General features: G+C 73.3%; 24 protein-coding genes, 2 tRNA genes and 1 pseudogene. 5 read left to right on the top strand and 22 right to left on the bottom strand.

The window, feature by feature from the left end; all coding sequences use genetic code 11:
* Positions 1–17: 17 nt before the first annotated feature.
* The 15 genes from H6X67_RS09525 to H6X67_RS09595 form a co-directional block, all read right to left on the bottom strand.
* Positions 18–677, bottom strand: coding sequence for a crossover junction endodeoxyribonuclease RuvC (locus H6X67_RS09525; protein ID WP_249368869.1), 660 nt, complete (start codon positions 675–677; stop codon positions 18–20).
* An 11-nt stretch (positions 678–688) separates the two neighbouring features.
* Positions 689–1,456 carry a YebC/PmpR family DNA-binding transcriptional regulator gene (locus H6X67_RS09530; RefSeq protein ID WP_249368870.1) on the bottom strand — a complete coding sequence of 256 codons (768 nt, stop codon included), beginning with the start codon at positions 1,454–1,456 and terminating at the stop codon, positions 689–691.
* 253 nt (positions 1,457–1,709) lie between these two features.
* The gene (locus tag H6X67_RS09535) at positions 1,710–2,321 is read right to left on the bottom strand and encodes an NUDIX hydrolase (RefSeq protein ID WP_249368871.1); all 612 of its coding nucleotides are present in this window, start codon (positions 2,319–2,321) and stop codon (positions 1,710–1,712) included.
* Positions 2,318–3,541, bottom strand: a complete 1,224-nt coding sequence (locus H6X67_RS09540; RefSeq protein WP_249368872.1) for a PrsW family intramembrane metalloprotease — start codon at positions 3,539–3,541, stop codon at positions 2,318–2,320. Before H6X67_RS09540 ends, H6X67_RS09535 begins: the two co-directional genes overlap by 4 nt.
* Complete coding sequence (locus tag H6X67_RS09545) at positions 3,538–4,170, bottom strand: hypothetical protein (protein ID WP_249368873.1); 633 nt, start codon at positions 4,168–4,170, stop codon at positions 3,538–3,540. The genes H6X67_RS09540 and H6X67_RS09545 overlap by 4 nt, the downstream gene beginning before the upstream one ends.
* Entirely contained in the window at positions 4,167–5,357 is a 1,191-nt protein-coding gene (locus tag H6X67_RS09550; protein ID WP_249368874.1) for a glycosyltransferase family 4 protein, read from the bottom strand. The genes H6X67_RS09545 and H6X67_RS09550 overlap by 4 nt, the downstream gene beginning before the upstream one ends.
* Positions 5,354–6,370, bottom strand: a complete 1,017-nt coding sequence (locus H6X67_RS09555) for a phosphatidylinositol mannoside acyltransferase (RefSeq protein ID WP_249368875.1) — start codon at positions 6,368–6,370, stop codon at positions 5,354–5,356. The genes H6X67_RS09550 and H6X67_RS09555 overlap by 4 nt, the downstream gene beginning before the upstream one ends.
* Entirely contained in the window at positions 6,367–7,017 is a 651-nt protein-coding gene (gene pgsA / locus H6X67_RS09560) for a phosphatidylinositol phosphate synthase (RefSeq protein WP_249368877.1), read from the bottom strand. Before pgsA ends, H6X67_RS09555 begins: the two co-directional genes overlap by 4 nt.
* A 35-nt stretch (positions 7,018–7,052) precedes the next feature.
* Entirely contained in the window at positions 7,053–7,709 is a 657-nt protein-coding gene (locus H6X67_RS09565; protein ID WP_249368563.1) for an HIT family protein, read from the bottom strand.
* A complete protein-coding gene (gene thrS / locus H6X67_RS09570; RefSeq protein ID WP_249368562.1) occupies positions 7,706–9,748 on the bottom strand; it encodes a threonine--tRNA ligase in 2,043 nt (680 codons plus the stop codon). The genes H6X67_RS09565 and thrS overlap by 4 nt, the downstream gene beginning before the upstream one ends.
* Positions 9,749–9,830: 82 nt before the next feature.
* A complete protein-coding gene (locus H6X67_RS09575; protein ID WP_249368561.1) occupies positions 9,831–10,889 on the bottom strand; it encodes a lipid II:glycine glycyltransferase FemX in 1,059 nt (352 codons plus the stop codon).
* Positions 10,890–11,032: 143 nt separating this feature from the next.
* Entirely contained in the window at positions 11,033–12,280 is a 1,248-nt protein-coding gene (locus tag H6X67_RS09580) for a carboxylate--amine ligase (RefSeq protein WP_249368560.1), read from the bottom strand.
* Between the two features lie 122 nt (positions 12,281–12,402).
* Positions 12,403–12,477, bottom strand: a tRNA-Val gene (locus tag H6X67_RS09585).
* A 1-nt stretch (position 12,478) separates the two neighbouring features.
* Positions 12,479–12,551, bottom strand: a tRNA-Gly gene (locus H6X67_RS09590).
* Positions 12,552–12,623: 72 nt separating this feature from the next.
* Positions 12,624–13,709, bottom strand: a complete 1,086-nt coding sequence (locus H6X67_RS09595) for a lipid II:glycine glycyltransferase FemX (RefSeq protein ID WP_249368559.1) — start codon at positions 13,707–13,709, stop codon at positions 12,624–12,626.
* 239 nt (positions 13,710–13,948) lie between these two features.
* Between H6X67_RS09595 and H6X67_RS09600 the strand changes: the two genes are divergently transcribed.
* Together H6X67_RS09600 and H6X67_RS09605 are read left to right on the top strand one after the other, a co-directional pair.
* Positions 13,949–14,548, top strand: a complete 600-nt coding sequence (locus tag H6X67_RS09600) for a DUF3000 domain-containing protein (RefSeq protein ID WP_249368558.1) — start codon at positions 13,949–13,951, stop codon at positions 14,546–14,548.
* Positions 14,545–15,828: an HRDC domain-containing protein gene (locus tag H6X67_RS09605; protein WP_249368557.1), complete on the top strand. Its 1,284-nt coding sequence runs from the start codon at positions 14,545–14,547 to the stop codon at positions 15,826–15,828. Before H6X67_RS09600 ends, H6X67_RS09605 begins: the two co-directional genes overlap by 4 nt.
* 143 nt (positions 15,829–15,971) lie before the next feature.
* Here H6X67_RS09605 and H6X67_RS09610 read toward each other — a convergent pair whose 3' ends face one another.
* The 6 genes from H6X67_RS09610 to pflB all read right to left on the bottom strand — a co-directional run bounded on the left by H6X67_RS09610 (position 15,972) and on the right by pflB (position 21,220).
* Positions 15,972–16,208: a hypothetical protein gene (locus H6X67_RS09610; RefSeq protein ID WP_249368556.1), complete on the bottom strand. Its 237-nt coding sequence runs from the start codon at positions 16,206–16,208 to the stop codon at positions 15,972–15,974.
* A 5-nt stretch (positions 16,209–16,213) separates the two neighbouring features.
* Positions 16,214–16,831: an NAD(P)/FAD-dependent oxidoreductase gene (locus H6X67_RS09615; RefSeq protein ID WP_249368555.1), complete on the bottom strand. Its 618-nt coding sequence runs from the start codon at positions 16,829–16,831 to the stop codon at positions 16,214–16,216.
* A gap of 135 nt (positions 16,832–16,966) precedes the next feature.
* Positions 16,967–17,497 carry an NAD(P)/FAD-dependent oxidoreductase gene (locus H6X67_RS09620; protein ID WP_249368554.1) on the bottom strand — a complete coding sequence of 177 codons (531 nt, stop codon included), beginning with the start codon at positions 17,495–17,497 and terminating at the stop codon, positions 16,967–16,969.
* A gap of 348 nt (positions 17,498–17,845) precedes the next feature.
* Positions 17,846–18,724 (bottom strand): pyruvate formate-lyase-activating protein, encoded by an 879-nt coding sequence (gene pflA / locus H6X67_RS09625; protein WP_249368553.1) that lies wholly within the window; start codon positions 18,722–18,724, stop codon positions 17,846–17,848.
* 24 nt (positions 18,725–18,748) lie between these two features.
* A complete protein-coding gene (gene grcA2, locus H6X67_RS09630) occupies positions 18,749–18,994 on the bottom strand; it encodes an autonomous glycyl radical cofactor GrcA2 (protein WP_006549837.1) in 246 nt (81 codons plus the stop codon).
* A 114-nt stretch (positions 18,995–19,108) separates the two neighbouring features.
* Positions 19,109–21,220, bottom strand: coding sequence for a formate C-acetyltransferase (gene pflB / locus H6X67_RS09635; RefSeq protein ID WP_249368552.1), 2,112 nt, complete (start codon positions 21,218–21,220; stop codon positions 19,109–19,111).
* Between the two features lie 516 nt (positions 21,221–21,736).
* On the opposite strand from pflB, the gene H6X67_RS09640 reads away from it, so the two are divergent.
* Complete coding sequence (locus tag H6X67_RS09640; protein ID WP_249368551.1) at positions 21,737–23,740, top strand: alpha/beta hydrolase family protein; 2,004 nt, start codon at positions 21,737–21,739, stop codon at positions 23,738–23,740.
* Between the two features lie 20 nt (positions 23,741–23,760).
* The gene (locus H6X67_RS09645; protein ID WP_249368550.1) at positions 23,761–25,659 is read left to right on the top strand and encodes a chloride channel protein; all 1,899 of its coding nucleotides are present in this window, start codon (positions 23,761–23,763) and stop codon (positions 25,657–25,659) included.
* Here the strand turns inward: H6X67_RS09645 and H6X67_RS09650 are convergent.
* Positions 25,607–26,149 carry a hypothetical protein gene (locus H6X67_RS09650; RefSeq protein ID WP_249368549.1) on the bottom strand — a complete coding sequence of 181 codons (543 nt, stop codon included), beginning with the start codon at positions 26,147–26,149 and terminating at the stop codon, positions 25,607–25,609. The two genes, H6X67_RS09645 and H6X67_RS09650, sit on opposite strands and share 53 nt — an antisense overlap.
* 85 nt (positions 26,150–26,234) lie before the next feature.
* Here H6X67_RS09650 and H6X67_RS09655 point away from each other — a divergent pair.
* A pseudogene (locus tag H6X67_RS09655) lies at positions 26,235–26,590 on the top strand (hypothetical protein); the annotation flags it as partial.

Raw genomic sequence — 26,590 nt, forward strand, 5'->3', positions numbered from 1 at the left:
ACCAGGTGCTGCGGGCCTCAGCGCCTCAGGCGGCGCGGGTCCACCGCACCGGTGCGGCGGGCGGCCGCCTGGGCCTGGGCCCACTGGCGCTGGGCGGGCGTGCGGGCGCTGGCCCGCACCGCTCCCCCGGCCGAGACCATCTCGGTGGCGCCGTCCGCGCCGGTGCCGCCGCCGCGCCACCCGTGGCAGATCGCCTGGGCGAGGGCGTCGGCGGCGTCCGCAGGGCTGGGAGGCTCGGCCAGCCCGAGGATGCGCGCGACCATGGCCTGGACCTGAGGCTTGTCCGCGGTGCCGGAGCCGGTGACGGCGGCCTTGGCCTCGCTGGGCGTGTGCTGGGCGACCTCGAGGCCGTGGCGGGCGCCGGCGAGCATCGCCACGCCCATGACCTGGGCCACCCCGATGACGGAGCGCAGGTTGTCCTGGGCGAAGACGCGCTCGACGGACACGCTCGTGGGCCCCAGGCGGGCGATCCAGTCGTCCAGGGCCTCGGCGATGGCCAGCAGGCGCAGCTCGGGGCTCTGCGAGGGGGGCGTGCGCACGACCCCCACCTCCACGAGACGCACGCGGCGGCGGGGGTCGATGTCCACGCAGCCCAGGCCGCAGCGGGTCAGCCCGGGGTCGACCCCGAGGACCCGCTGCTGCGCGACGACGGCGCTGCGCGAGCGGGCGGTGCCCATGGCCCGGGTGCTCAGTCCTCGTCCTCGAGCTGGGCGGCGACCTCGGCGAGGACCTCGACGGAGGTGAAGACGTTCTGGACGTCGTCGAGGTCCTCGAGCGCGTCGATGAGGCGCATGACCTTGCGGGCGCCCTCGAGGTCCACCTCGACCTTGGTGGCGGCGACGAACTGGGACTCGGCGGACTCGTACTCCATGCCGGCGCCGGTGACGGCGTCGCGCACGGCGATGAGGTCCTGCGGCTCGGAGATGATCTCGAAGGACTCGGCGCCCTCGACGACCTCCTCGACGTCCGCGCCGGCGTCGAGCACGGCCATGAGGATGGAGTCCTCGTCCACGCCCTCGGCCTTGGCGACCTCGACGACGCCCTTGCGCGAGAAGTTGTAGGCCACGGAGCCGGGGTCCGCGAGGTTGCCGCCGGTGCGGCTGAAGGCGACGCGCACGTCGGAGGCGGCGCGGTTGCGGTTGTCGGTGAGGCACTCGACGAGGAAGGCGACGCCGGCCGGGCCGTAGCCCTCGTACATGATCGTCTGCCAGTCGGCGCCGCCGGCCTCCTCGCCGGAGCCGCGCTTGACGGCGCGGGTGATGTTGTCGGCGGGCACCGAGTTGCGCTTGGCCTTCTGGATGGCGTCGAAGAGGGTCGGGTTGCCGGCAGGGTCACCGCCGCCGGTGCGGGCCGCGACCTCGATGTTCTTGATGAGGCGGGCGAAGAGCTTGCCGCGCTTGGCGTCGATGGCCGCCTTCTTGTGCTTGGTGGTTGCCCACTTGGAGTGTCCCGACATGTGTCCTCCTGGGAGTCGAGGGTGGCGCGCTGCCCGGGCCGGACGGCTGGCAGCGGTGGCGAGAAGAGCCCGTGCGCCGCCGGGCACGGCCCACGGCGCACGGAAAGACCTGGGCAAGCCTAACGCCGCGCGGGCGGCCCCGTCGGGAGGGATCCTGCTGCGCGCTCGGCCCAGTCGTGAGGCGATCGTCACGGCCGCGGGCGCGTCGAGGGCCCCGTGCCCACCGGGGCGTGGCGCCCGTGGGGACCGGTGCTCAGTCGTCCTCGATGATGCGACGGGTCACGCCGTCCCAGCCGGCCAGCAGCTCGCGCGCCAGCCGGGGCAGCGTGTGCGGGTAGACGGTCATCCCGGCCTCCACCGCGGCGTCGAGCTCGTCCAGGCCCCACCAGCGCAGGGAGTCCAGGACCTGCTTCTCCAGGTCGGTCCACCCGGCGCGGTCGATCGGTCCCGTCGTGCCGGGGCGGGCGAGGAAGATCTCCTCCTCCTGCCGGCAGGTGACGAGGTTGAAGCGGAACCGGGAGCTGCGCCGGGCCACCGGGCCGGTGAGGTCGGCGTCGTCCAGGACGATCCCGGTCTCCTCGGCGAGCTCTCGCCGGGCGCCGGAGCGGGCGTCCTCGCCGTCGAGGATCCCGCCGCCGGGGGTGAAGGCCCACCAGTGCCCGGCGTCGGCGAAGTCGTGGCCGACGACGAGCAGGATCTCGGGGTGGGGGCTCTCGCGCAGGGCGACGACGCGGGCGGCGCGCCGGGCGGGAAGCCCCTCCTCGTTGAGGCGCCACTCGGCCGGGTCGAGCAGCTCGGTCCAGTTCTCCGGCACCTGGACCGGGTCGCGCCCGTCCGGCGCGAGCCGGGGCCCGCCGGCGCTCATGACTGCCCCAGGAAGACCTGCTTGCAGCGGCGCACGACGCCCAGCAGCTCGGTCTGCCTGGCCGTGTAGTCGGCGCCGGCGTGACCGCTCAGCGCCTGCTGGCGCAGGGAGGCCAGCTGCAGCGAGGCGGTCAGGAAGTCCCTCATGGCCAGCTCGGCCGCCGGCCCGCGGGCCTTGGCCCAGCGGCGGGCGGTCGCGCGCCCGGCGGAGGTGGTGAGCATCGTGATCTCGGCGGGGGCGTACCAGCCGGAGCGGGCGTAGTCCGCCAGGCGGTGGCGCAGGGTGCGCCGCTCGCTCGCCCTGAGGGCGATGACGATGCCGATGCAGGCGAGGAAGAAGGGGACCTCCGTGAACAGGTACATCTCGGGGCGCACGGAGACCACGCCGTTCCAGAAGGCGTGCAGGGCGATCGCCCCGGCCAGCCCGATGGGCGTCATCCACACCCAGGCCCAGCGCGAGCGGCGGCGGGCGCTGAGCCCCACGGCCAGGCCGGTGCAGGCCGTGAAGGTCACGTGGGCGAAGGGGGAGGCGAGCCCGCGCATGACGAAGACGCCGAGGATCTGGTCCCAGAAGCGCGCGAAGTAGAGGATGTTCTCGGCGAAGGCGAAGCCGGCGGCGATGACGGAGGCGTAGACGATGCCGTCCACGGGCCCGTTGAAGGAGCGGCGCCAGATGAGGAAGACGAGCAGGACCCCGAGGCCCTTGGTGGCCTCCTCGATGAGGGGGGCGGTGACGACGGCGGAGACCAGCTCGGCACCGTCCACGTCGCCCGTCGTCGCCATCACCAGCAGTGAGGCGGAGGTGTTGACGACCATCGACACGACGGTGGCCACGCCCGCGCCCCACAGGAAGGCGGTGACGAGCACGCCCAGGGGCTCCGGCTCCCAGCGGTCGATCCAGCGCACGCAGACCAGGACGATGCCGAGCGGGACGAGGGCGAGCAGGAAGGGCAGGATGAGGGCGCGGGCCTGGCCGGCCTCGGTGTAGACGGCGTAGAGGACGACGGCGAGGCCGGCCCCGCCGAGCAGCGCGAGCACGTAGGCGGCGATGTCACTGGCGCGGCGCCGCCGGAGCGCGGGGGGCTGGGCCCAGCCTCCCGCTGCGACGGGTGCTCCTGCGGTGGGGGCCGAGGCGGGAGGGCGTCCACCGGCCGGCGCGGTGTAGGGGGTGCGGTGGTAGCCGGTGCGAGGGCTCCAGCCGCTGTGCGGGTGCTGGGTCACTGGTGGTCCTCGTCGTGCGGAGCGGCCGGCCTCTCGGGGCCGAGGTCGTCGTCCATGTCGAAGGTGCCCGGCAGCGGCGCCCGGCCGGCGAGCCGGAGCAGGCGCACGGCCCAGCCGCGGCGCAGGCGCCGGGCCTCGGAGACATGGGTGTCGTGGAAGCGTCGGGCGAGGACGAGCCGGTAGCCGGCCCGGTCGAGCCGGGACAGGCACCCGGCCGCCAGCTCGTCCTCCATGAGCTCGCTGCGGGTCTGCGGGTCCAGGACGGCGCGGGTCACGCGCGACAGGTCCGACTCGACGGCGGCGCGGGTGCGCTGGCGCCCGTCCGGGGCGGGCGCGTCGGAGGCGGGGTCGAGCCCGTCCTCGACGAGCGGGGCCTCGCACTCGAGGGCGTCGTGCGCGGCGCGTGAGAGCAGCAGGGCGGAGGCGGCGTCGAGGCAGCCGGAGGCGGCGAGCTCGGCCGCGGCCTGGGCCCGGTGGACGAGCTGGGTCTCCAGGGTGGCGCGCGAGCCGAGCACCTGGCGGTGCAGGCGGTCCACCCGCAGCGCCCGGGCGTACAGGGCCCAGCCGGCGGCGACGGCCACGAGCAGCAGCAGGAGGCCGGCCAGCGCCCCGGTCCAGCCGCCGCTCACTTCTCGCCCCCGTCGAGGACGCCGCGCAGGCGCGCGACCATGGTGCGGGCCCCGGGAGCGGGGTCGACGCGCACGTGGGCGGTGGACAGGGCCATGTCGTAGACGTCGAGGACGGCGTCCGTCACCGTCGTCCAGTCGTAGCGGCCGACCACCTCCTGGGCGGCCCGGCGCCGCTGCTCGGCGGCCTCGGGGCGGGTGAGCGTGTCGATGACGACCCGGGCGAGGTCCTCGCTGTCCTCGTTGCGGAAGAGGGCGCCGTAGCGCCCGGCGCCCAGGACGTCGGAGAAGGCGGTCAGGTCCGAGGCGATGACGCGGGTGCCGGCGGCCATGGCCTCGACGAGCACGATGCCGAAGGACTCCCCCCCGGTCTGCGGGGCCACGTAGCAGGTGGCGGAGGCGAGCATCGCGGCCTTGTCCTCGTCGCTGACGCCGCCGAGGAACTGCACGTGCTCGCCGTGGCGCGCCAGGGCCCGGCGCTGCTCCTCGGCCTCACCGCGCCCGGCGATGAGGAAGCGGGCGCCGGGGGCGGCCGCGAGCACGGGGCCGATGGCACCGGCGAGCACCTGCAGCCCCTTGCGGGGCTCGTCGAGGCGTCCCAGGAAGGCGATCGTGGGGGCCTCGGGCGTGCCGGCGAAGCGGGGGTCGTCCGTGGGGGCGGCGGCGAAGGGGGCGACGTTGACGCCGTTGGGGATGACGACGGCGTCGCCCCCGTGGAAGTGGACGAGGGTGCGCCGTGCCTCCTCGGAGACGGCGATGCGAGCGGCGATGCGCTCGATGAGCGGGACGGTGGCCGGCGACAGGAGCTCGCGGGCCAGGGAGCGGTCCATGGCGGCGTGGAAGGTCGCCACGACCGGCGCCTGCGCGGCCTGCAGGACGAGCATGCCGACGCTCGGGGTGATCGGCTCGTGGATGTGCAGGAGGTCGTAGCGGCCCTCGTCGAGCCAGCGGCGTGCGCGCCGGGCGACCACCGGCCCGAAGTTGAGCCGGGCGACGGAGCCGTTGTAGGGGATGGCGACGCAGTCCCCGGCGCTGGTGACGCCCTCGGGCAGCACGGTGCCCTCGGAGGCGGGGGCGAGGACGCCCACCTCGTGGCCCCGTCGCCTCAGCTCGGCGGCGAGCTCGAGCACGTGGACCTGCACGCCGCCGTGGGCGTCGAGTGAGTAGGGGCAGACGAGGCCGACTCTCATGATGGCTCCTCCCCCGCCGTCGCGGCGTCGTGCGGGCTCTGGTCGTTCTCACGGGCGTGGGCGCGGGCGAGGCGCTCGGGGTCCAGGTCGGCGTCGAAGACGGGCTGGAGCATGTGCCAGTCGGTGGCGTGGGCCGCGAGATCGGGGGCCAGGGCGCTGACCCAGGCCCGGGTCCAGGCCTTGACGCGCCGGCGTGCGGTCGCCCCGACGTCGGGCTCGGGCTCCTCGACCTTGCGCAGGCGCAGGACGACGCCCCAGGGGCCACCGGCGGCGCGGCGGCGCCGGCCCGTGAGCCTCTCGTAGGAGATGGTGCCGTAGTACAGGGGCAGGTCCAGGCGCACGGCGAGGGCGGCCGGTCCTGCCGCCGCCCTCATGGCGTGCCCGCCGAGCTCTGCCTGGACCCCGGCGGAGGACAGGTCGCGGTCGGCGAGCAGGGCGATGACGTGGTGGCCCTCCTGCGCGGCGGCGAGGAGGCTGTCGAAGACCCTCTCGCCGCGGCGCTGGCCGATGACGCGCATGCCCAGGTCCTCGCGGAAGGCCACGAACTGCTGGAAGAGGTCGTCGGGCTCCAGGTGCTCGGCGACGGTGAGGACCTGCGCGAGCTGGGAGGAGGCCCAGGCTCCCACGAGGTCCCAGTTGCCCATGTGGGGCAGGGCGACGACGATCGAGCCTGCGGCCAGGTCCTCGTGGGCCCGGGGGTCGATGTCGGGGCGCACGCGCGCCAGGCGCTGGTCGGGGCTGGTGCCGGGCAGGGCGAAGGCCTCGTAGAAGTAGCGCATGTAGGAGCGCATGCCCTGCCTGGTGGCGCGGCGCAGCCCGGCCGCGGTGGCGTCGGGCAGCAGGCGGGCGAGGTTGCGCTGGAGCTGGCCGGCGCCCGTGCGCCGGCCCTGGAGGGAGTGGAGGAGCCAGGCGGCGTCGGCGCCCAGGTGGCACAGGGCGTAGCCCAGGCGCGGGGGCAGGCGGTGGGCGTGCCGCCAGGCGAGGCGGTAGAGGTCCTCGACGGCGGGGCTCACGGGGTCCTGACCTCGTCCGGGGCCTGCTCGCGCTGGCGCAGCTGGCCGCGCACGGTCAGGACCCGCTGGACGACCGTGACGAGGGAGCCGACGGCGACGATCCCCAGGGCGGCGGTGAGCACCCACTGCGGGGCGCCGAGGCCGACGGCGAGGGCGCCGGCCCCGGCGACGACGAGCCGGTCGGTGCGCTCGGCGACGCCCACGCTGGCACTGGTGCCGATCGACTCGGCCTTGGCCCGCGCGTAGGAGACGACCTCGGCGAGGACGACGACGGCCAGGCCGCAGGCGATGGTCGTCGTGCGCAGGGCGCCCGCCTCGAGGCGCAGCGCGGCCCAGGCGACCAGGGAGCCGAAGACGGCGCCGTCGGCGACGCGGTCCATGGTGGAGTCGAGGAAGGCGCCGAAGACGGAGGTGGTGCCGGTGGCGCGTGCGAGGATGCCGTCGAAGGAGTCGCCGACGACCACGAGGGCCAGCAGCGCCACGCCGAGCAGGAAGCGCCCCTGGGGCAGGGTGGTGACCGCGACGAGGACGGTCAGCAGCGTGCCGGTGACGGTGAGCATGTTGGGCGTGACGCCGAGGCGGGCGAGTGCGAGCGCCGGCCGGGTGAACAGGGCCTTGGTCAGGCCGCGTCCGTGCTGTCCGAGCATGGTGTCCTCGTGTGTCGTGGGCGGGTGGGGGCGGGCTAGCGCCGGGAGCCCGCGGTGGTCGGGGCGGCGAGCCAGGCGGCGGCGAGCATGTCGCGCTGCTCTCCCAGGAGCTGGGGCACGGGCTTGGTCCTGCCGATGATGGGCATGAAGTTGGCGTCGCCCGTCCAGCGCGGCACGACGTGCTGGTGCAGGTGGGCGGCGATCCCCGCGCCGGCGACCTCGCCCTGGTTCATGCCCAGGTTGAAGCCGTGCGGGTGGGAGACGTGGCGCAGGACCTGCATGGCGCGGGCCGTCAGCCGCCCGATCTCGACGCGCTCGGCGTCGTCCGCCTCGGTCCAGTCGGAGACATGGCGGTAGGGGCACACGAGCAGGTGGCCGGTGTTGTAGGGGTAGAGGTTCATGAGCACGTAGGCGTGCTCGCCCCGGTGCACGATGAGGGCGTCCTCGTCCTGGCGGTCGGGGGCCGTGCAGAAGGGGCACTGGGCCTCGGTGGCGTCCGCGGGCTTGTCCTGGCCGCCGATGTAGACCATCCGGTGCGGGGTCCACAGGCGTCCGAAGGGCTCGGGCGCATCCGGGTGCTGGAAGGGCTGCTCGACGGTGACGGGCCCGAGCGGCCCGGCGACGACGGTCCCCTCGATCTCGTCGAGGGAGCCTGGACCGCCGCCGGGCGCCTGCTCGGGCTGGGCCGTCATCGCTCGATCTTCTCCCCCGCCGGGTCGTTGACGCGCTCGGCGATGACCCGGGTGATGTGGTCGACGGCCTCGGCGACGGGCACGCCGTTGGTCTGGGAGCCGTCGCGGAATCGGAAGGACACGGCGCCCGCCTCGGCGTCGTCGCCGCCGGCGATGAGGATGAAGGGCACCTTCTCCTTGGAGGCGTTGCGGATCTTCTTGCCGAAGCGGTCGTCGGACAGGTCGGTCTCGACGCGCACGCCTCGCGCGCGCAGGCGGTCGGCGACGTCGCTGACGTAGTCGTCGAAGGCCTCGGCGACGGGCACCAGGCGCACCTGGACGGGTGCGAGCCAGGCGGGGAAGGCGCCGGCGTAGTGCTCGGTGAGCACGCCCATGAAGCGCTCGACGCTGCCGAGCTTGGCCGAGTGCAGCATGATCGGGCGCTGGTGGGTGCCGTCCGGGGCGGTGTACTGCAGGTCGAAGCGCTCGGGCTGGTTGAAGTCGTACTGGATGGTGGACATCTGCCAGGTGCGGCCGATGGCGTCCTTGGCCTGGACGGAGACCTTGGGCCCGTAGAAGGCGGCACCGCCCGGGTCCGGCACGAGGTCGAGGCCGGTGGAGGCGCAGACCTCCTCAAGGGTGCGGGTGGCGCTGCGCCAGTCCTCGTCGGAGCCGATGAACTTGTCCTTCTTGGCGCCGTCCTCGTCGCGGGTGGACAGCTCGAGGTAGAAGTCGGTCAGGCCGAAGTCCTTGAGGATGGAGGTGAAGAACTCGAGCAGGTTCTTGATCTCCGTGGGCGCCTGCTCGCGGGTGCAGTAGGTGTGCGAGTCGTCCTGGGTGAAGCCGCGCGTGCGGGTCAGGCCGTGGACGACGCCGGACTTCTCGTAGCGGTAGACGTTGCCCATCTCGAACAGCCGCAGCGGCAGGTCGCGGTAGGAGCGTCCGCGTGAGCGGAAGATGAGGTTGTGCATGGGGCAGTTCATGGCCTTGAGGTAGTACTCCTGGCCGGCCTTGGTGACCGTGCCCTCGGCGTCGGTCTCCTCGTCCGCGAGCATGGGCGGGAACATCGTGTCCGCGTAGTAGGGCAGGTGCCCGGAGGTGTGGAACAGCCCTCCCTTGGAGAGCACCGGCGTGTGGACGAAGTCGAAGCCGGCCTCCTCGTGGCGCCTGATGACGTGCTGCTCGATCTGGTGGCGCAGCATGCCGCCCTTGGGGTGGAAGACGACGAGGCCGGGGCCGATCTCCTCGGGGAAGGAGTAGAGGTCGAGCTCGGCGCCGAGCTTGCGGTGGTCGCGGCGGGCGGCCTCGGCCATGCGCTCCTGGTAGGCCCTCAGGTCCTCCTTGGAGGCCCAGGCGGTGCCGTAGATGCGCTGGAGGGAGTCGCCGTTCTGGTCGCCCTTCCAGTAGGCGGCCGAGGAGCGGGTGAGGGCGAAGCCCTGGCCGATGAGCCGGGTGGAGGGCAGGTGGGGGCCGCGGCACAGGTCGGTCCAGGCGACCTCGCCGTCGCGGCGGACGTTGTCGTACATGGTCAGGCCGCCGGAGCCGACCTCGACGCTGGCGGTGGACTCGGCGCCCTGGCCCTTGGTGGTGATGAGCTCGAGCTTGTAGGGCTGGTCGGCGAGCTCGGCGCGGCCCTGCTCCTCGGTGATGTCGCGGCGCCGGAAGGTCTGGCCCTCCTTGACGATGCGCTTCATCCTCTTCTCGATCTCCTTGAGGAGCTCGGGGGTGACGGCGTCGATGTTGCCGAAGTCGTAGTAGAAGCCGTCGGTGATGAAGGGGCCGATGCCGAGGTTGACGTCGGGGAAGAGCTCCTGGACGGCCTGGGCCATGACGTGGGTGGCGGAGTGGCGCAGGATGTTGAGGCCGTCCTCGCTGTCGAGGGTGATGGCCTCGACGGCGGCCCCGGCGGGCACGACGCGCTCGAGGTCCCAGGGCTCGCCGTCGACCCTCATGGCGATGACGCCGTCGGCACCGGCCAGGAGCGTCGTGCCGGTGGTGCCCTCCTCGATGCTGCGCGGGACGCCGTCAAGGGTGATGTCGATGCTGGGCTGCGTGGTCACGGGGGTGCTCCTGGAGTTGGGGACGGCGGCCGCTGTACGGGTGCGCCCGCTCGTGCCGGATCATACCGACCGCGCGGTGGGCTCAGGCTCCCAGGCGGTGACGCAGGGCGTGACGCGCGCGACGCGCCTGGACGAGGGCGCGGTAGACCACGGGGCGCACGAGCACGTCCCAGGCGCCGTCGACCTCGGTGGGGTGCTGGGCGAAGCGCCTCTTGTAGCGTCCGACGGAGTACAGCTCGGGCACCCGGGTGGACTCGGCGCCCATGAGGTCCAGACCGGTGCGGCCCTCGGCGGCCATGGCGCAGGCGACGGCCCAGTCGAGGGCCTCGGCGCCGCGGAAGCCGCGCGAGGCGTTGGAGGAGGCGCCGTAGTAGGCGGTGGCCGTCTTGCCGGAGACGGTCACGAGGTCCCAGCAGTGGGGGGCGCCGTCCTTGCGCAGGACGAAGACGCGGGCGTGCTCGGGGCCCAGGGTGGTGAGCATGTCCCAGTAGACCTGGCTGGGGTGGGGGCGGAAGCCGTCGCGCTGGGCGGTCTCCTCCAGGACGGCGTAGAGCTCCTCGAAGGCGGCGCGGTCCAGGCCGGTCTCCTCCGCGATGGTGCAGCCGGCCTCGCGGGCGGTGCGCTCGGCGCGGCGCACACCGCGGCGCCCGTCCTTGGGCATCGCCTCGCTGATCGCCTCGGGGGTGCCCGGGCGCAGGTCGATGACGTAGGTGCGGTCGTAGGTGATGGTGGAGATGAGCTCGTGGGTGTCGGGGGCGTGGAAGCGGGCGTGCATGCGGATGAAGACGACGCGCGGGTCGCGGGCGCGCACGGCGGCGATGAGCCTGCGGCGCAGGTCGGCCTCGCGCTCGGGGGTCTGCTCCTTGAGCCAGACGGGGCCGTGCTTGGCCCACAGGAAGGGCCGTCCGCCGATGGTGTAGCGGTAGAGGCTGATGACGGCGGTGGGCTTGCCCTCGCACTCGTAGAGGTAGCGTCCGAAGAGCTCGTGGCCCTGGCTGGCCTCGAAGGCTTGCCAGACCTCGAGCTGCTCGAGGGGGCAGGGGGTGCAGCCCACCGCGATGCGTGCGTCCCGGGCGTTGACGGGGCGCAGGACTGCGGTGGGCTCACCGCTTCTCGAGGCCTCGGTGGAGGCGGGACGCATGGCGGCTCCTTGGGTGGGGTAGGCGGCTCGTGGACGAGTGACTCCGGGAGCCTAGCGGCCTGGGAGCCCGCTGTGGGTCATCCTCGGGGATGACCCGGACCGCGCCCGGGGTCGCTCGGTGCTCTTCCGCCGGCGGCGGTGCCTCAGCGGCGGCGCAGCAGCCGGCGCGGGTGGTGGCGGTGGAACTTGAGGTCGTGGTTGAGCTTCTGGGCGCTGACGAGGACCCGACGGCGCAGGGAGCGCTCGCGAGGGTCGATGAGGGGGTCGACGGCGGTGGGGGCCAGGCGCAGCACGCGGCGGCGCAGCCCGGTGTCATCGAGCTGGTGCAGGACGAGGTGGAGGGGCACGAGGCTGTAGAGGACCTCCTTGCGGGCCTCGCGGCGCCGGCCGGGGCGCCCGTCAACGAGGTCGGAGATCATGACGACCATCGGGTTGACGCCCGCGGCGCTCATGTAGAAGGAGTTGCGCCCGATGCGGGGGTTGAGCTCGAAGAAGACGGCCTCGCCGGTGCGCGGGTCCACCTTGACGTCGAAGTTGGCGAAGCCCCGGTACCCCGCGCTGGTCAGCAGCCGCTCGGCGGCGTCCCACAGCTCGGGGCAGGGCTCGGTGATCATGGCGACGGGGTTGCCGATGAGCGAGGGGGCGTGGTCCTCCAGCAGGACGCGGGCGGAGCCGATCATCGTCATCTCGCCGTTGGAGGCGATGTAGGCGGTGATGGAGCGCATGGCGTCGTCCTCGCCGGGCACGCGCTCCTGGATGAGGAAGGTGGAGGTGTAGCCGGCGCGCCGCAGGTCCTGCCAGAGGGAGGCGAGGTGGTCGGGGGTGTCGATGACGTAGATCTTGCGCTTGCCCTCGAAGGAGACGTTGTCCCAGTCGGAGCCGACGGCGGCCTTGCCGATGAGTGGGAAGGGGATGTCGATGCCGGGGTCGCCCTCGGAGAGCCGGGAGCAGTCGACGACGACCTGGCGGGGGGTGCGCACGCCCTGCGAGGCGCAGGCCTCGGCGAAGGAGATCTTGTCGCTCAGGCGCTCCATGGGCTCGGCGTCGGGGAAGGGCACGACGTAGCGGGGCTCGAGCTCGTCACGGTGGTGGACGAGGAAGGCCGCGGTGGAGTCGCGGTTGCCGATGACGACGGCGGAGCGCTCGGCGCGGCCGTCGACGAGCTCGAGCAGGCGGGACAGGAGGGCGTCCTCGTCCTCGGCGCCCTGGTGGACGACGTCGATGTAGGAGGAGAGGTTGATGGCCTCGATGGGGCTGGCCGACAGGAGGGTGACGCGCTGGCCGGTGGCGTCGTGCAGCTGGCGGGCGAGGGCGTAGGCGCCGATGTCGCCGCCGATGACGACGGGCAGGAGGTCGGGCCGGGAGGGCTCGTGCGGGGTGCTCTGGGGCATGGTCGTCGTTTCCTCTCCCGACCCGGGGCGACTGCGGGCCGACGGCGGTCACGGTACCGCACGCCGGTGGGGGCGCCGGGGACGGCCAAGGGCCCGGAGACGGTGTCTCCGGGCCCTTGGGGTGGTGGGCGATACTGGGATCGAACCAGTGACCTCTTCCGTGTCAGGGAAGCGCGCTCCCGCTGCGCCAATCGCCCGAGCGGATGACGGGACTCGAACCCGCGACCCTCACCTTGGCAAGGTGATGCTCTACCAACTGAGCCACATCCGCATGGCCGCCCGTGAGCGGCGCGAGAAGAAAGTTAGCAGAGCACTCACCCGGGCGCCAACTCGGCGTCGCGTGTCACTCGCCACGTTCGCCGCCGCGGCGCCCGACCGTGTCCCGGAGCCTGTCCACCAGGGCGCGCTTGAGGCGGGCGGCGCGCACGAGGGCGGCGTGCAGGCGCGGTCGCACGGGCACGTCCCAGGCTCCGGGCACGTCCACCGGACCGTCCTGGACGAACTTGCTCTTGAACTCCCGCACGCCGGCGAGCTCGGGCACGCGCGGCGAGTCCACTCCCATGAGGTCGTAGCGGCGCACGCCCTCGGAGCGCAGCCAGCAGGCCTCGCGGTAGACCAGGGCGTCGGCGGCGCGCAGGCGCCGCCCCTCCTGGGTGGATCCCGCGTAGTAGCGCATGGCCTCGCCGTCGTGGACGGTGACGAGGGACCAGGCCAGGGCGCGGCCGCCGTGGTGCCGTGCGACGTACAGCCGGGCGTGGCGGGGCCCCAGGGCGTGGAGCATGGCGAGGTAGCTGCTCTTGGGGGCGGGACGGAAGCCGTCCCTGTCCCCGGTCTCGGTGAGGACCTCGTAGAGCTCGTCGAAGACCTCGTCCGCGCGCCCGGTCTCGTCGTGGTGGGTGATCTCCTGGTTGCGCAGCGCCTTGCGCACGTCGCGGCGCCCGCGCGCCTTGAAGGAGGCGAGCAGGGCCTCGTCGTCGGGCACGTCGAGGTCGAGGACCACCGTGCGGTCGTAGGTCATGGTCTGGAGCAGCTCGTGCAGGTCCTCGGCCGGGTGGGTGGCGTGCACGCGGACGAAGACGACGTGGGGTGCGTGCAGCCGCAGGCCCGCCACCAGCAGGCGGCGCAGCTCGCGCTCCTGCTCGGGGGCCGGCTCCCCCGTCAGCCACACCGGTCCGTGCCTGGCCCACAGGTAGGTGAGGCCCCGTACCCGCATCTCGGTGAGGGACAGCAGGGCGAGCGGCCGGCCCTGGGCCGAGAGGTAGAGGAGCCTGCCCCAGGGGGCCCTGCCCTCGACGGCCTCGTCGAAGGCCTGCCAGACGGGGCTCTGCTCGATGGGCAGCACGCGGCCGGCCGAGCGGGCGGCCGCCTGGAAGGTGTCCCAGTCGACCCGCTGCACGGATCCCTGGTCCCTGGTCGCGTTGTCGGTCATGTCTCTCCCCTGGGTCGCTCGTCGCCGCGGGGCCCGTCCGGACGCCGTGGACGCGGCGGGCACGGTGGGCACGGTGGGCACGCCCCTGGAACGGTAGGCGAGGGACCTGTGCTGAGCCTGTGTGACCGGGGCGATGGCGGTACCGGGCGCCGGCCCCACCTCCTCCTCCCCGGCCCGCCGGGGCACGGTGCCCCGGCGTGGGAGACCGCCGTCGCCGGGCGTGTCGGTAGCCTGACCCGGTGACCGACAGCCGTGCGCACACACCAGACCAGGCGGGGACGGACCTGCCCGAGCGCTTCGAGGAGGCGCTGCTCAGCCTGAGGGCGGCTGCCAGGCCCCGCGGGCTCGTCCTGGACGAGGTGCCGGCTCCCCGCAGGCTCGCCCCCTTCGCGGCGGCGCTGACCGCGGAGACCACCGAGACCCAGGCGGGCACGCCGCTGGCCTCCGGGCGCTTCGTCGTCCTGCACGACCCCGGTGGCCAGGCCGCCTGGGACGGCGACTTCCGGCTCGTCGTCATGGCCCGGGCCCGGGTCGACGCCGAGGTCGGCACGGACCCCGTCCTGGGGGCCGCCGCCTGGTCCTGGCTGGCCGAGGCCCTTGACCACCAGGGGGCGGGGCACCGCGCGCTCGTGGGCACGGTGACGCGGGTGCTGTCCGAGACCTTCGGCGGCCTGGAGCTGACCGACGCCTGCGCTCACGCCGAGGTCCGTGCCTCCTGGTCCCCCGCCTCGCCCGACCTGGGCCCCCACCTGGCCGCCTGGTACGAGCTCCTCCACGTCGCGGCCGGGCACGAGCCCGAGCAGGCGACCGCCCTCTCGCTGACGGGACTGGCCCGATGACCCCTGCTCCCCGGCCCGCGCCCGTGCTCGGCACCACCGCCCACCCGGTCCGCGAGGAGGAGGTGGTGGCCTACACCAGGCCCCGCGACGGGCTGCCCGAGGTGACCGACACGCCTGCGGCCCTGGCGGCGGCCACGGCCGCGCTGGCGGCCGGCACGGGGCCGGTCGCCGTCGACGCGGAGCGGGCCTCTGGGTTCCGCTACGGCCAGGACGCCTACCTCGTCCAGCTGCGGCGCGAGGGCGCGGGCACCGTCCTGGTCGACCCGGTCTCGTGCGGCCCCACCGACGGCCTCGGCGCGGTGCTCGCCGGGCCGGAGTGGATCCTGCACGCCGCGGACCAGGACCTGCCGTGCCTGGCGGAGCTCGGGCTGCGGCCCGCCCGCCTGTTCGACACCGAGCTGGCCGCCCGGCTCCTGGGGCGCGAGCACGTGGGGCTCGGCGCGGTGGTCGAGGAGACCCTGGGCCTGCGCCTGGCCAAGGACCACGCGGCCGCCGACTGGTCGACCCGGCCCCTGCCCCGCACCTGGCTCGTCTACGCGGCGCTCGACGTCGAGCTCCTCATCGACCTGCGCGACGCCCTGGCCGCCGAGCTCGAGGCGGTGGGCAAGGCGGAGTGGGCCGCCCAGGAGTTCGAGCACGAGCGGACCCGGCCACCGCGGCCGGCGAAGGTGGACCCGTGGCGCAAGACGCCGCGGGCGGGGCGCGCCGTGCGCTCGCCACGGTCCCTGGCAGTGCTGCGCGAGCTGTGGACCGCCCGGGAGGACAAGGCGCGCGAGCTCGACCGCACGCCGTCGAAGGTCCTGTCGCACCAGGCGCTCGTGGCCGCCGCGGTGGCGCGTCCCACCTCGCGCAGGAAGATGCAGGCGCTCAGGGAGTTCTCCTCCCGCCAGGCCCGCCAGCACCAGGAGCTGTGGTGGCAGGCCATCGACCGCGCCCTGCGGCTGGATGAGTCCGAGCTGCCCCCGGCGCACGCCCCGCTGGGCGAGGGCGAGCTGCCCCAGCCACGGTCCTGGGCGCGTCGCCACGCCGAGGCGGCGACGGCGCTGGAGGAGGTGCGGGCCGCGGTGCGCGAGCGGGCCGACCTCCTGCGCCTGCCCCAGGAGCTGCTGCTCAGTCCCGAGGTCCAGCGGCGCCTGGCCTGGCGGATCGGTGAGCAGGAGGCCGCGGGCGAGGTGCCGGACGTCAGCGTCCGCGCCCTCAGTGAGGTCCTCGCTCAGCTGGGGGCGCGGCCCTGGCAGGTCGAGCAGTCGGCTCGGGCGCTGTCGGACGCCCTGGCCTGAGACCGCGCCGCGTCGCCGGCCGCGCGGCCGTCCCAGCCGTCGTCCCGCCTGCCTACTGGGTGCCACGAGCACCTCGGTCACCACGACCCAGCCGGCCCCCACCGTGCGGCGTGAAGCTCACGTCATGGTCGTGTCCGCTCGTGTCACAGCCCGAGCCGCTCGCGGGCCACGATGTCGACGATGCGCAGGTTCGTCTCGATGAACTTGAGCACCTGGACGGGCAGGAACCTGCGCCGGCGCAGGGTCTGCCTCGTGGGCAGGGGCGCCCGGCGGATGCGCTCTGCCTGGACCGGGTCCAGCTCCTCGATGGGGAGGCCGCCGGCCGGCTCCTCGCCCGCGCTGGGGACGGCGTCGGTGCTGTGGGGGGCTGTCGCAGTCATGTCGATCACTCCGGGATGAGGGACCAGCCGGGCAGGGCCTTGGCCTTGTAGATGAACAGGTAGTGGAGCATGAACTTGATCCAGTGGCCGAAGAGGCCGATCTCGCCACGGGTGTGGTAGGGGTGGCGCCCGGTCTCCGGGTACTTCTTGTCGTCGGGGACGACGGGGTACATGATCATGGCCGCCGCGGAGCCGGTGCGCAGGTTCGCACCCGTCGAGGCGACGCAGGAGGCCCCCATCCTCGCCATCGAGGCCTCGTGCAGCGGCTTGTCCCGCCCGAGCACCATGTCCGCGATCGACTCGGCGCAGGCACGGCCGATCGACCCGGAGGGCTGGCCGGTGCGCGGCGGGGCGGGCGCGATGAGCGTGCCGTTGGGCGTCTTGCGCGGCTTGGAGATGGCGTGGGGCGGGGCGAAGGCGATGCCGGCGGCGAACAGCTCCGGGTAGGTCGGGTTCTGGTAGGTGCGCGGCCAGTCCTCGGCGCTCCACTGCTCGTACGGGCGCGGGGTGTAGTCGGCGTCGACCTTCATGAAGCCGCTGGGCGCGAAGAGCGTCGAGGTGATGTCCTCGCCGGAGCGGTTGTAGGCCTTGAGGGGCTGGCCGGAGAAGGGCGGCAGGAGCATCGCGAAGTCGAAGTCCAGGCGGTGCGTGCGCCCGTCGAGCGACTCGTAGGTCAGGGTGCCCTCGTCGACGCGCGTGACCGCCGCCCCGCTGATCGCCTTGACCTCGCGCTCGCGGAAGAGCGACTCCGTCCACAGCTAGGAGGTGGTCTGGTACCCCTCCTGGCGGAAGCGCATGCCTCCCACGCCGAAGTCGCCCAGCTCGGCCTCGTTGGTGAGGTAGACGACCTCGCAGCGGTCGCGGACCCCGGCCTCGCGCAGCTCGAAGTCGACGTTGAAGGCGTACTCGAAGGCGGCGCCCTGGCAGGTGCAGGTGCCGTTGCCCGTGCCGATGACGAGGCGCTGGTGCTTGCCGGCGCGCGCCGCCTCGATGACCTTGCGCGGCTCGGCGGCCGTGCACACCGACAGGCTGTGCCCGCCCTCGTCGGGCCCTAGCCCCGGGGTGGCGTCGAAGTTGAGCCTCGGGCCGGTGGCGTTGATGAGGTAGTCGTAGGCCAGGCGGCGGGTCTCGCCCTCCCGGCCCTTCTCAGTGAAGACGATCTCGACCTGGGGCCGCTCGTCCGCCTGGGTTCCCTCCGGGTGGATCGCCACGGCCTTGGCCTGGTGGAAGATGATGCCCTTGCGCTTGTAGACGGGGGCGAGTGGGAAGACGACCTGCTCCTGGGTCATGCGACCCGTCCCGACCCAGATGTTCGACGGGATCCAGTTCCAGCGGGAGCTGGGGCTGATGACAACCACCTGGTGCTCGCGCGGGAGCAGGCGGCGCAGGTGCTACGCGGCCGTGTGGCCGGAGACTCCCGCGCCCAGAACGACCACTCTGGCCATGTTGAGCTCACCTCATTGCCCACACGGCGAGTGTATACCCCCCAGGGTATCTATGGGTGACATCACGTGCACCCCTTCCGGCCCGGCCCCGGAACGCGCTGGCGGCGCCCCGCGGGTGCGCGGGGCGCCGCCATGACGTCGTGAGGGGCGCGCTGAGGTCCGGCGCTCGCAGCACCCGGGGCGCCGTCGGGGTCAGTGGACCACGAAACCGTGGGAGCGGAAGATCTCGCGGGTCGCCTCGACCATCTCGGGCTCGGGGGGCCGGGTGTCGCGCAGCTGGTAGTCCAGCCCGAGCGCGTCCCACTTGTCCGTGCCCATCTGGTGGAAGGGAAGGACCTCGACGCGCTTGACGACCTCGCCCCACCGCTCGATGATCCGGGCGACGTTCTCGACGTTGCGCGGGTCCGAGGTGAGGTCGGGCACGAGCACGAAGCGGGCCCAGACGTCGATGCCCTTGGCGGCGAGCCTGTCGCCGAACTCGATGGTGGGCGCGAGGGCGCGCCCGGTGACCCTCTTGTAAGTCTCCTCGTCACCGCTCTTGACGTCCAGGAGCACGAGGTCGACGTCGTCGAGCATCTCGTCGCTCGCGTTGGCCCCGAGGAAGCCGGAGGTGTCGATGCAGGTGTGGATGCCCATCTCCTTGGCGCCGCGCAGCAGCGTGTGGGCGAAGGCCGGCTGCATGAGGACCTCACCGCCGGACAGGGTGATGCCACCGCCGGAGGCGCGGAAGACACCGCGGTAGCGCCTCATCCGGCGCAGCAGCTCCTGCGCCTCGACCGGCTCGCCGTCCTTCATGAGGAAGGTGTCCGGGTTGTGGCAGTAGAGGCAGCGCAGCGGGCAGCCGTTGAGGAAGACCGTCATCCGGGTGCCCGGGCCGTCGACGGCGGTGACGAGCTCCCAGGAGTGGATGGACCCGAGGGACCCCTCGCGCATGCGGGCGAGGCGGTCCGACCGCTGGAGGTCGGTCAGCTCCTCGAGCCCGCCGATTCCCGCCCCGCGCAGGCGGGCGGCCGGGGCCAGGAAGTCCTGGTCCCGGCCGCCCCGTGTCGCGGGGGTGATGGTGTCAGTCATCTGGCTCCTTCACCCCGTGCCGGCTCAGGCGCCGGCGTGGAAGGTGCGGTTGAGGACGTCCAGCTGCTGCTCACGCGTGAGCTTGACGAAGTTGACGGCGTAGCCGGAGACGCGGACCGTGAGGTTCGGGTAGTTCTCCGGGTGCTCCATGGCGTCCTCGAGGGTGTTGCGGTCCAGGACGTTGATGTTGGCGTGGTACAGGCCCTTGACGCCGCCATTGTCCTCGCGCTGCGCCTTCATGGAGGCGAGGCGCTCTTCGTACGTGGCCATGATCGGCCCCTTTCACATAGGTGTTGAGTGTTCGACAGAGAGTCGGTGGGCCGTCCGTCCCCGTCGGCGCCCGGCAGGTGCGCTGCGGGTGCCGACGGGCGGGCGGCGGGAGGGTCAGTCCTCCTCGGGGACGAAGCCCGCGTCGAGGATGCCGACGAGGTTGGCGACGCGCTCGTCGAGCGTGCGGCCCAGGCCCTGGGGCGTGATCGTGTTGGTCAGCGAGATGCCGTCCAGGGCGTCGTTGTAGTCGAGCTTGCCCACGGAGAGCATGGAGGCGACCATGCCGTGCGTGTCCATGCCGTTCTCCGGGTTGGCGCCGGGGGAGAAGGGCGTGCCCTTCTGGTGGCCGGAGGGGAAGGAGCCGGTGGCGCGGCCGTAGACGACGTTCGAGGTGATCGTCAGGACGGACTGCGTCGGGATGGCGTCGCGGTAGAAGGGCTGGGCCTTGATCTTGGCCATGATCGTGTGGACCACGGTGGCGGCGATGTCGTCGGCGCGGTCGTCGTCGTTGCCGTAGATCGGGAAGTCGCCCTCGGTGACGTAGTCGACGACGAGGCCGGTCTCGTCGCGCACGGGGGTGACCTTGGCGTACTTGATGGCGCTCAGGGAGTCGGCGACGATGGACAGGCCGGCGATGCCGCAGCCCATGGTGCGCACGATCTCGGAGTCGTGCAGCGCCATCTCAATGGACTCGTAGGCGTAGCGGTCGTGGCAGTAGTGGATGATGTTGAGCGCCTCGACGTAGGTGCCCACGACCCAGTCGAGCATCTTCTCGTACTTGTCCCAGACCTCGTCGAAGTCGAGCGGGCCGTCGCCCTCGATGCCGGGCAGGCCGGTGACGATCTGCTTGCCGCTCATCTCGTCGCGGCCGCCGTTGATGGCGTACAGCAGGGCCTTGGCGGAGTTGACGCGGGCGCCGAAGAACTGCATCTGCTTGCCCACGCGCATCGGGGACACGCAGCAGGCGATGGCGGCGTCGTCGCCCCAGTGGTCGCGGATCTGCTCGTCGGCCTCGTACTGGATGGAGGAGGTCGTGATGGAGATGAGGGCGCAGAAGTCCTTGTAGCCCTGCGGGAGCCTCTCGTCCCAGAAGATCGTGATGTTCGGCTCCGGGGCGGGGCCGAGGTTGCGCAGCGTCTGGAGCAGGCGGAAGGAGGTCTTGGTGACCAGCGAGCGGCCGTCCTCGCCGAAGCCGGCGTCGGACCAGGTGGCCCAGTACGGGTCGCCGGAGAAGATCTGGTCGTAGTCGGTGGTGCGCAGGAAGCGGGTGATGCGCAGCTTCATGACGATGTTGTCGATGAGCTCCTGGGCGCGGGACTCGTCGATGAGGCCGGCCCTGAGGTCGCGCTCGAAGTAGATGTCGAGGAAGGCCGACAGGCGGCCGATCGACATGGCGGCGCCGTCCTGGGACTTGACCGAGGCGAGGTAGGCGAAGTAGGTCCACTGGACGGCCTCGTGGGCGTCCTTGGCCGGGCCCGAGATGTCGAAGCCGTAGGACTGGGCCATGTTCTTGAGCTTCTTGAGGGCCTTGACCTGCTCGGAGTGCTCCTCGCGGTAGCGGGCCCAGTGCTCGGAGAAGGGCTGGTCCGCCACGGCGTCCTTGGCCCGGAGCTTCTCCTCGATGAGGTAGTCGACGCCGTAGAGGGCGACGCGGCGGTAGTCGCCGATGATGCGGCCACGGCCGTAGGCGTCCGGCAGGCCGGTGATGATGTGGGAGGAGCGGGCGGCGCGGATGCGCGGGGTGTAGATGTCGAAGACGGCGTCGTTGTGCGTCTTGCGGTACTGGGTGAAGATCTTCTGGACATCGGGGTTGACCTCCTTGCCGGCCTCCTTGATCGCCTGGGCGACCATGCGCCAGCCGCCGTTGGGCATCATGGCGCGCTTGAGCGGGGAGTCGGTCTGCAGGCCGACGATGACGTCGTCGTCCTCGGAGATGTATCCGGCCGGGAAGGCGTCGATGTCCGAGGGGGTGTCGGTGTCGACGTCGAGGATGCGGACCTTGCGCTCCTCCTTGAGGTAGTTCTCCTCGAGGTGGTTCCACAGGCGCAGCGTCTTGTCGGTGGCGCCGGCGAGGAAGGAGGCGTCGCCGTCGTAGGGGGTGTAGTTGCGCTGGATGAAGTCGCGGACGTCGATGCCCTCAGACCAGGAGCCCTTCTCGAAGCCCTCCCAGGCGTCGCGAGTGGTGCCGTTCTCCGCGGTGGCAGAAGCTGTGACCTCAGTGGTCATCCGTGTCCTCCTGTTGGTGGGCGGCCTCCAGCCACCCGTCTGTCCTCGCCCTCGTGAGGCGGGGGCGGCACGCCGTCGCGCCGTCAGCCTCAGCCTAGGACCACGGGCCCGGGTTGCGGGGCGGTCCCGCACGACGGCCCGGTGGGATCACTCACACGGGCCCGATGGGCATTCCGACCCAGGGACCAAGGTCCCCATTTGCACCATCGGTGAATAGTCGCGCACCGACAGGGCCCTGCGCTGGCGCGCCTGCGCCCGCAGGAGCCCGGCGCCAGACGTACGTCCCAGGCAGGACCGGCGTCCCACGCCGGCCCGGGACGTGCCCGCGCGGGTGGCGGGCCGCACCCGCCCACCACGGGCACCACCCCCTGCCGGGACCCCGGTCCCAGGTGAGGGCGCGGCCCGTCGCCCGCGGCACCGGTCATGTACGGACCTGTGTCACCGACCACGTAGGGTGGTGGCACCACGGCGCGGGGCCGCACGCCCGCGGCACAGCACGAGCGATCAGGAGCACCCATGAGCACCACGGCACCGTACGGCACCTGGCCCTCCCCCATCACGCCGGGCACCATCACGACCCGCACCGTCGGCCTGGCCCAGGTGCGCGTCGACGGCGCCGACACCTACTGGGTCGAGCAGCGCGCCTCCCAGGCCGGCCGCCAGGTCCTCCTGCGCCGCGACGGCGACGGCCAGACCGGCGAGGTCCTGCCGCTGACGCCCTTCGACGAGCTCGTCGACGTGCGCACCCGCGTGCACGAGTACGGCGGGCGCGCCTACGCCGTCGACTCCGGCATCATCGTCGTCTCCCACGCCGGCGACGGGCGCCTGTACCGCTACGACGTCCACCACCGCCTGCGGGGCCTCGTGCCGCTGACCATCTACGGGGACGTGCGCCACGGCGACCTCGAGATCGACACCGCCCGCGGCCTGGTCTACGCCGTGCGCGAGGACCACCGCCAGGGCGCGGAGCCCGTCAACAGCCTCGTCGCCATCCCCCTGGACGGCTCCGCCGCCCGCGACGACGCCCCCGTGCGCACCGTGGTCGAGGGCACTGACTTCGTCACCTCCCCCACCCTGTCTCCCGACGGCGAGCACCTGGCCTGGATCACCTGGAACCACCCCTCGATGGCCTGGGACGAGGCCACCCTGCACGTGGGCGACCTCGCCCCCGACGGCACCGTGCGCGACCAGGTCGTCGTCGACGGCGGCAACGGCTACTCCGTCTCCGAGCCGCGCTGGACCGAGCAGTGCGAGCTCGTCCACCTCGCCAACGGCTCCGGCTTCTGGAACCTCTACCGCACCGAGGGCTTCCCCCGGCGCGGCACCAACCGCGAGGGCTGGACCTCCAGCCTGCGCACCCGCCCCCTGCACCCCAAGCAGGCCACCTTCACCGTGCCCGCCTGGCAGCTGGGCCCCCACCACTACGACGTCCTCGACTCCGAGCACCTCATCGCCTCCTGGGCGCAGGAGGGCGTGTGGCACCTGGGCACCGTCAGGCTCGCCAACGGTGAGCTCGAGGAGTGGAACGTCGGGTGGCAGCCCTACGGCAACGTCGCCTCCAGCGGCGGGCGCGTCGTCATGCTCGCCTCCAACGAGTCGCGCCTGCGCTCCATCGTCGAGGTGCGCGACGGAGGCGTCGTCGTCCTGCGCGGCTCCGGCGACTTCGACCCGGCCACGGTCGGCGTGTCCGTCGCCGAGCCCGTGTCCTGGCCCACCACTGACGGGGCCACGGCCTACGGCTTCTTCTACCCTCCGGCCTCCGCCTCCTTCGAGGGCCCCGAGGACGAGCTGCCCCCGCTCATCGTCTCCGTCCACGACGGGCCCACCTCCGCCGCCGGCCCCGGCTACTCCCTGGCCGTGCAGTACTGGACCAGCCGCGGCTTTGCCTACCTCGACGTCAACTACCGGGGCTCGTCCGGCTACTCCTCCGGCTACCGCAAGGCCCTCAACGGCCACTGGGGCGTGCGCGACGCCGACGACGTCGTCTCGGGCGCGCAGCACCTCATTGACACCGGGCGTGTCGACCCCGCCCGCGTCGCCGTGCGCGGCACCTCCGCCGGGGGCTTCACCGTCCTGTCCGCGATCCGCCGCTCCGAGGTCTTCTCCGCCGCGACCAGCGTCTTCGGCGTCACCGACCTGGCGCGGATGGCCCGCACCACCCACAAGTTCGAGTCGCGCTACATCCAGAGCCTCGTCGGGGCCGAGGACCTGGCCGACCCGGTCTACGCCGAGCGCTCGCCAATCCACCACGTCGACGAGATCCACGCCCCCCTGCTGCTCCTGCAGGGCAGCGAGGACCCGGTCGTGCCCGCCGAGCAGGCCACCGCACTGCACCGCGCGGTGGCGGACAAGGGCCTGCCCGTGGCCCTCGAGGTCTTCCACGGGGAGGGCCACGGCTTCCGCATCGCCTCCAACATCCACCGGGCCCTGACCGCCGAGCTCAGCTTCTACACCCAGGTGTGGGGCCTGCCCCAGGACGGCGGCACCGAGCCCGTCGTCGTGGAGAACCTCGCCCGCTGAGCCCAGGAGGGAGACCGAGCGTGAACGGCCTGCGCGCACGCCGTCGCACCGGCACGCAGGCCGTTCTGCGCCTGCTGCGCCACCACCGCACCGGCCTGTACTCCCTGGCCCTGCTCGTCGGGCTCGTCGCGGGCCTGGGTGCCATCGCCTTCCGGCTGGGCATCGATGCCTGGACCCGGCTCATGACCGGCACCTCGGAGTACGCCGGCGGTGCCAGCACCGGGCTGCTGGCCGCACTGGGCCCCTGGTTCGTCCTGGCCGCCCCGGTGCTCTCGGGCGCCCTCGTCGGCCCCCTCATGGCCCTGGCGGGGCGCACCACCACCGGCCACGGCGTCTCCGGCGTCATCTGGGCGGCCCGGCGCTCCGACGGCGCCATGGCCCCCGTGCCCGCGGCGGCCTCGACGGCCAGCGCCTGCCTCACCATCGGCGGAGGCGGCTCGGTCGGCCCGGAGGGGCCCATCGCCGAGCTCGGGGCCAGCGCGGCCACGCTCTTCGGGCGGCGACTCGGGCTGCCGACCCGCTCGGTGCGGCTGCTGGCCGCGGCCGGCACCGCCGCGGGCATCGCGGCGGCCTTCAACGCCCCGCTCGCGGGGGCCTTCTTCGCGATGGAGGTCATCCTCCTCGACTTCACGCTCGACGCCTTCGCCTTCGTCGTGCTGGCCTCGGTCTCGGCCACCGTGCTGTCCCACCACGTCCTGGGTGAGGCGCTGGCGACCTCCCTGCCCGTGCTCGACCTCGCCGGGGACGCCCGGCTCGGCTGGGTGGCGGTCCTCGGCCTGGTCGGGGGCGCCGTCGGGGTCGGCTTCTCGCGCTGCCGCTACCTCATGGCCGACGCCGCCCGGAGCCTGCTCGACCACCTGCGGGTGCCCGTCTGGGCCCGCCCGGCGCTGGGCGGCCTGGCCGTCGGGGCGATGCTGCTGGCCTTCCCGCAGACCTACGGGGAGGGCGAGGCCGTGCTCGACCACGTCCTCGACGGCGGCTACGGCGCCGGGGTCCTCCTTGTGCTCGTCCTCGTCAAGGTGCTCGCCACCTGCCTCACGCTCGCCGTGGGCTTCACCGGCGGGGTCTTCGCCCCCTCCCTGTTCATCGGGGCGGCGCTGGGAGCCGCCTTCGGCACCGCCCTCGTGCCCGGTCAGCCGTCCGCCGCCGCCGTCTTCGGCGTCATCAGCATGGGGGCGGTCTTCACGGGCTCGGCGCGGGCGCCCATCACCGCCGTCGTGCTCATCATCGAGATGACGGGCCAGTACTCCCTCCTGCTGCCCCTCATGCTCGCCAGCGTGCTCGCCACCTTCATGAGCCGCTTCCTCACCCGCACGACGATCTACACCGAGGAGCTGCGCCGCCGCGGCGACGACGTCGAGGACCCGCTCGTGTCCACCCTCATGGGACGCGCCCTGGCCCGCGAGGTCATGACCTCTCCCCCGGGCCTGCTCGAGGCCGACGCGACGCTGGCCGAGGCCGCCCGGGAGCTGCGCGACTCGGGCTCGAGCGTCCTGCCGGTGGTCGGCCCGGACCACGGCCGCCCGGGCGCCTTCGGCTACCTCCTGGGCTGCGTGAGCGCGCTGCAGGTGGCGGAGGCCTCGCTGGCCGCGGGCGCCGCCGACCGGCCCGTCGGCGACCTGGACCTCGCGAGGGAGCGGGTGCCCGCCTCCGACAGCGCCACCGCGGCCCTGGGACGCCTCACGCGCGCCCACGCCGACGGCCTGCCGGTGGTCGAGGCCACCGCCCAGGGCGACGCCCTCGTCGGCTGGGTCTCACAGCAGGACATGGTCCGGCGGCTCTACCGCCACCAGAGGGACGCCTACGAGGCGGCCCAGGCGCGTACCTCCTTCGGGGCCCGCGTCCAGGCCTGGTGGCGCAGGGGCGTCACTCGCCGGGGCGGCGGCCCGGACGCGGGAGCTCGGCCCGTATCCCGCTGATCGACTGGCCCAGACCCTCCATGCGCTCGGCCGTGACGACGATGCGCCTGGGGTCTGAGAACCACATCCACACGCCCGCCACGGGGGGCAGGAGCAGTGGCAGGTAGAGGTGACGGCGGCCGCCGTCGGCCCACACAGAGGAGCTGAGCTCCGCCGCCGTGCCGGTCCAGGTGAGCAGGCCGAAGAGCAGGGCGCCGGTGAGCAGGGCCGCCAGGGTCATCCAGCCGATGACGCGCATCCTGCGGCCGTTGTGGGCCACGCACACGGCCAGGAGCAGGTAGAGCAGGCCCGCCACGACGTTGAGGCTGCCCAGGACGGGCGCGCTCATGGGCTCGCGGATGAGGCTGACGGTGCTGGGCCCCAGCAGGACGAGGCCGAAGACCGCCAGCGCGACGACGAGGAGCCGGCTCAGGCCGTGGGCGGGCCGACGGCGGTCCTCCACGCCCCTGACCACCAGCTGTTCTCGCTGCGCGGGCTCGTGCGAGGCCATCTGTCGTCCCTCCTGGGCGTCACGGAGCATCCGGTGCCGCGGCGGCTCACGCCCCGACGGACGCTCGGACACTACCATCCGGCACATGACGACCTACGACGCCCCTGTGGCCCTCACCGCCCTGCCCTCACTGTCCTTCTCCAGCGAGCCCGCCGCCCTGGCGGGCGCCGACGCGCTCGTGCTGGCGGCCCGCGCACCGCAGGCCGGTGAGAGCGGCCCGCGCCTGCTCGTCGACGGCCCCGGACCGCAGGGCCTGGACCTGCCCGCTCTCGAGGCGCTGGTCGCCGCGCTCGGCTTCACGGGGGCCCTCGACGAGGTCGTGCGGGTCCCAGCCGCGGCGATGCCGGGCGCCCGGGCGGGTGCGGACGTGCTGCTCGTCGTCGGCACCGGCCAGGAGCTGGCCCGCAGCACCGACGCCGCCCGGGACAGCCGGGCCCTGGG

This window comes from Actinomyces sp. AC-20-1, from assembly GCF_023369555.1.
Classification (GTDB): Bacteria; Actinomycetota; Actinomycetes; order Actinomycetales; family Actinomycetaceae; genus Actinomyces.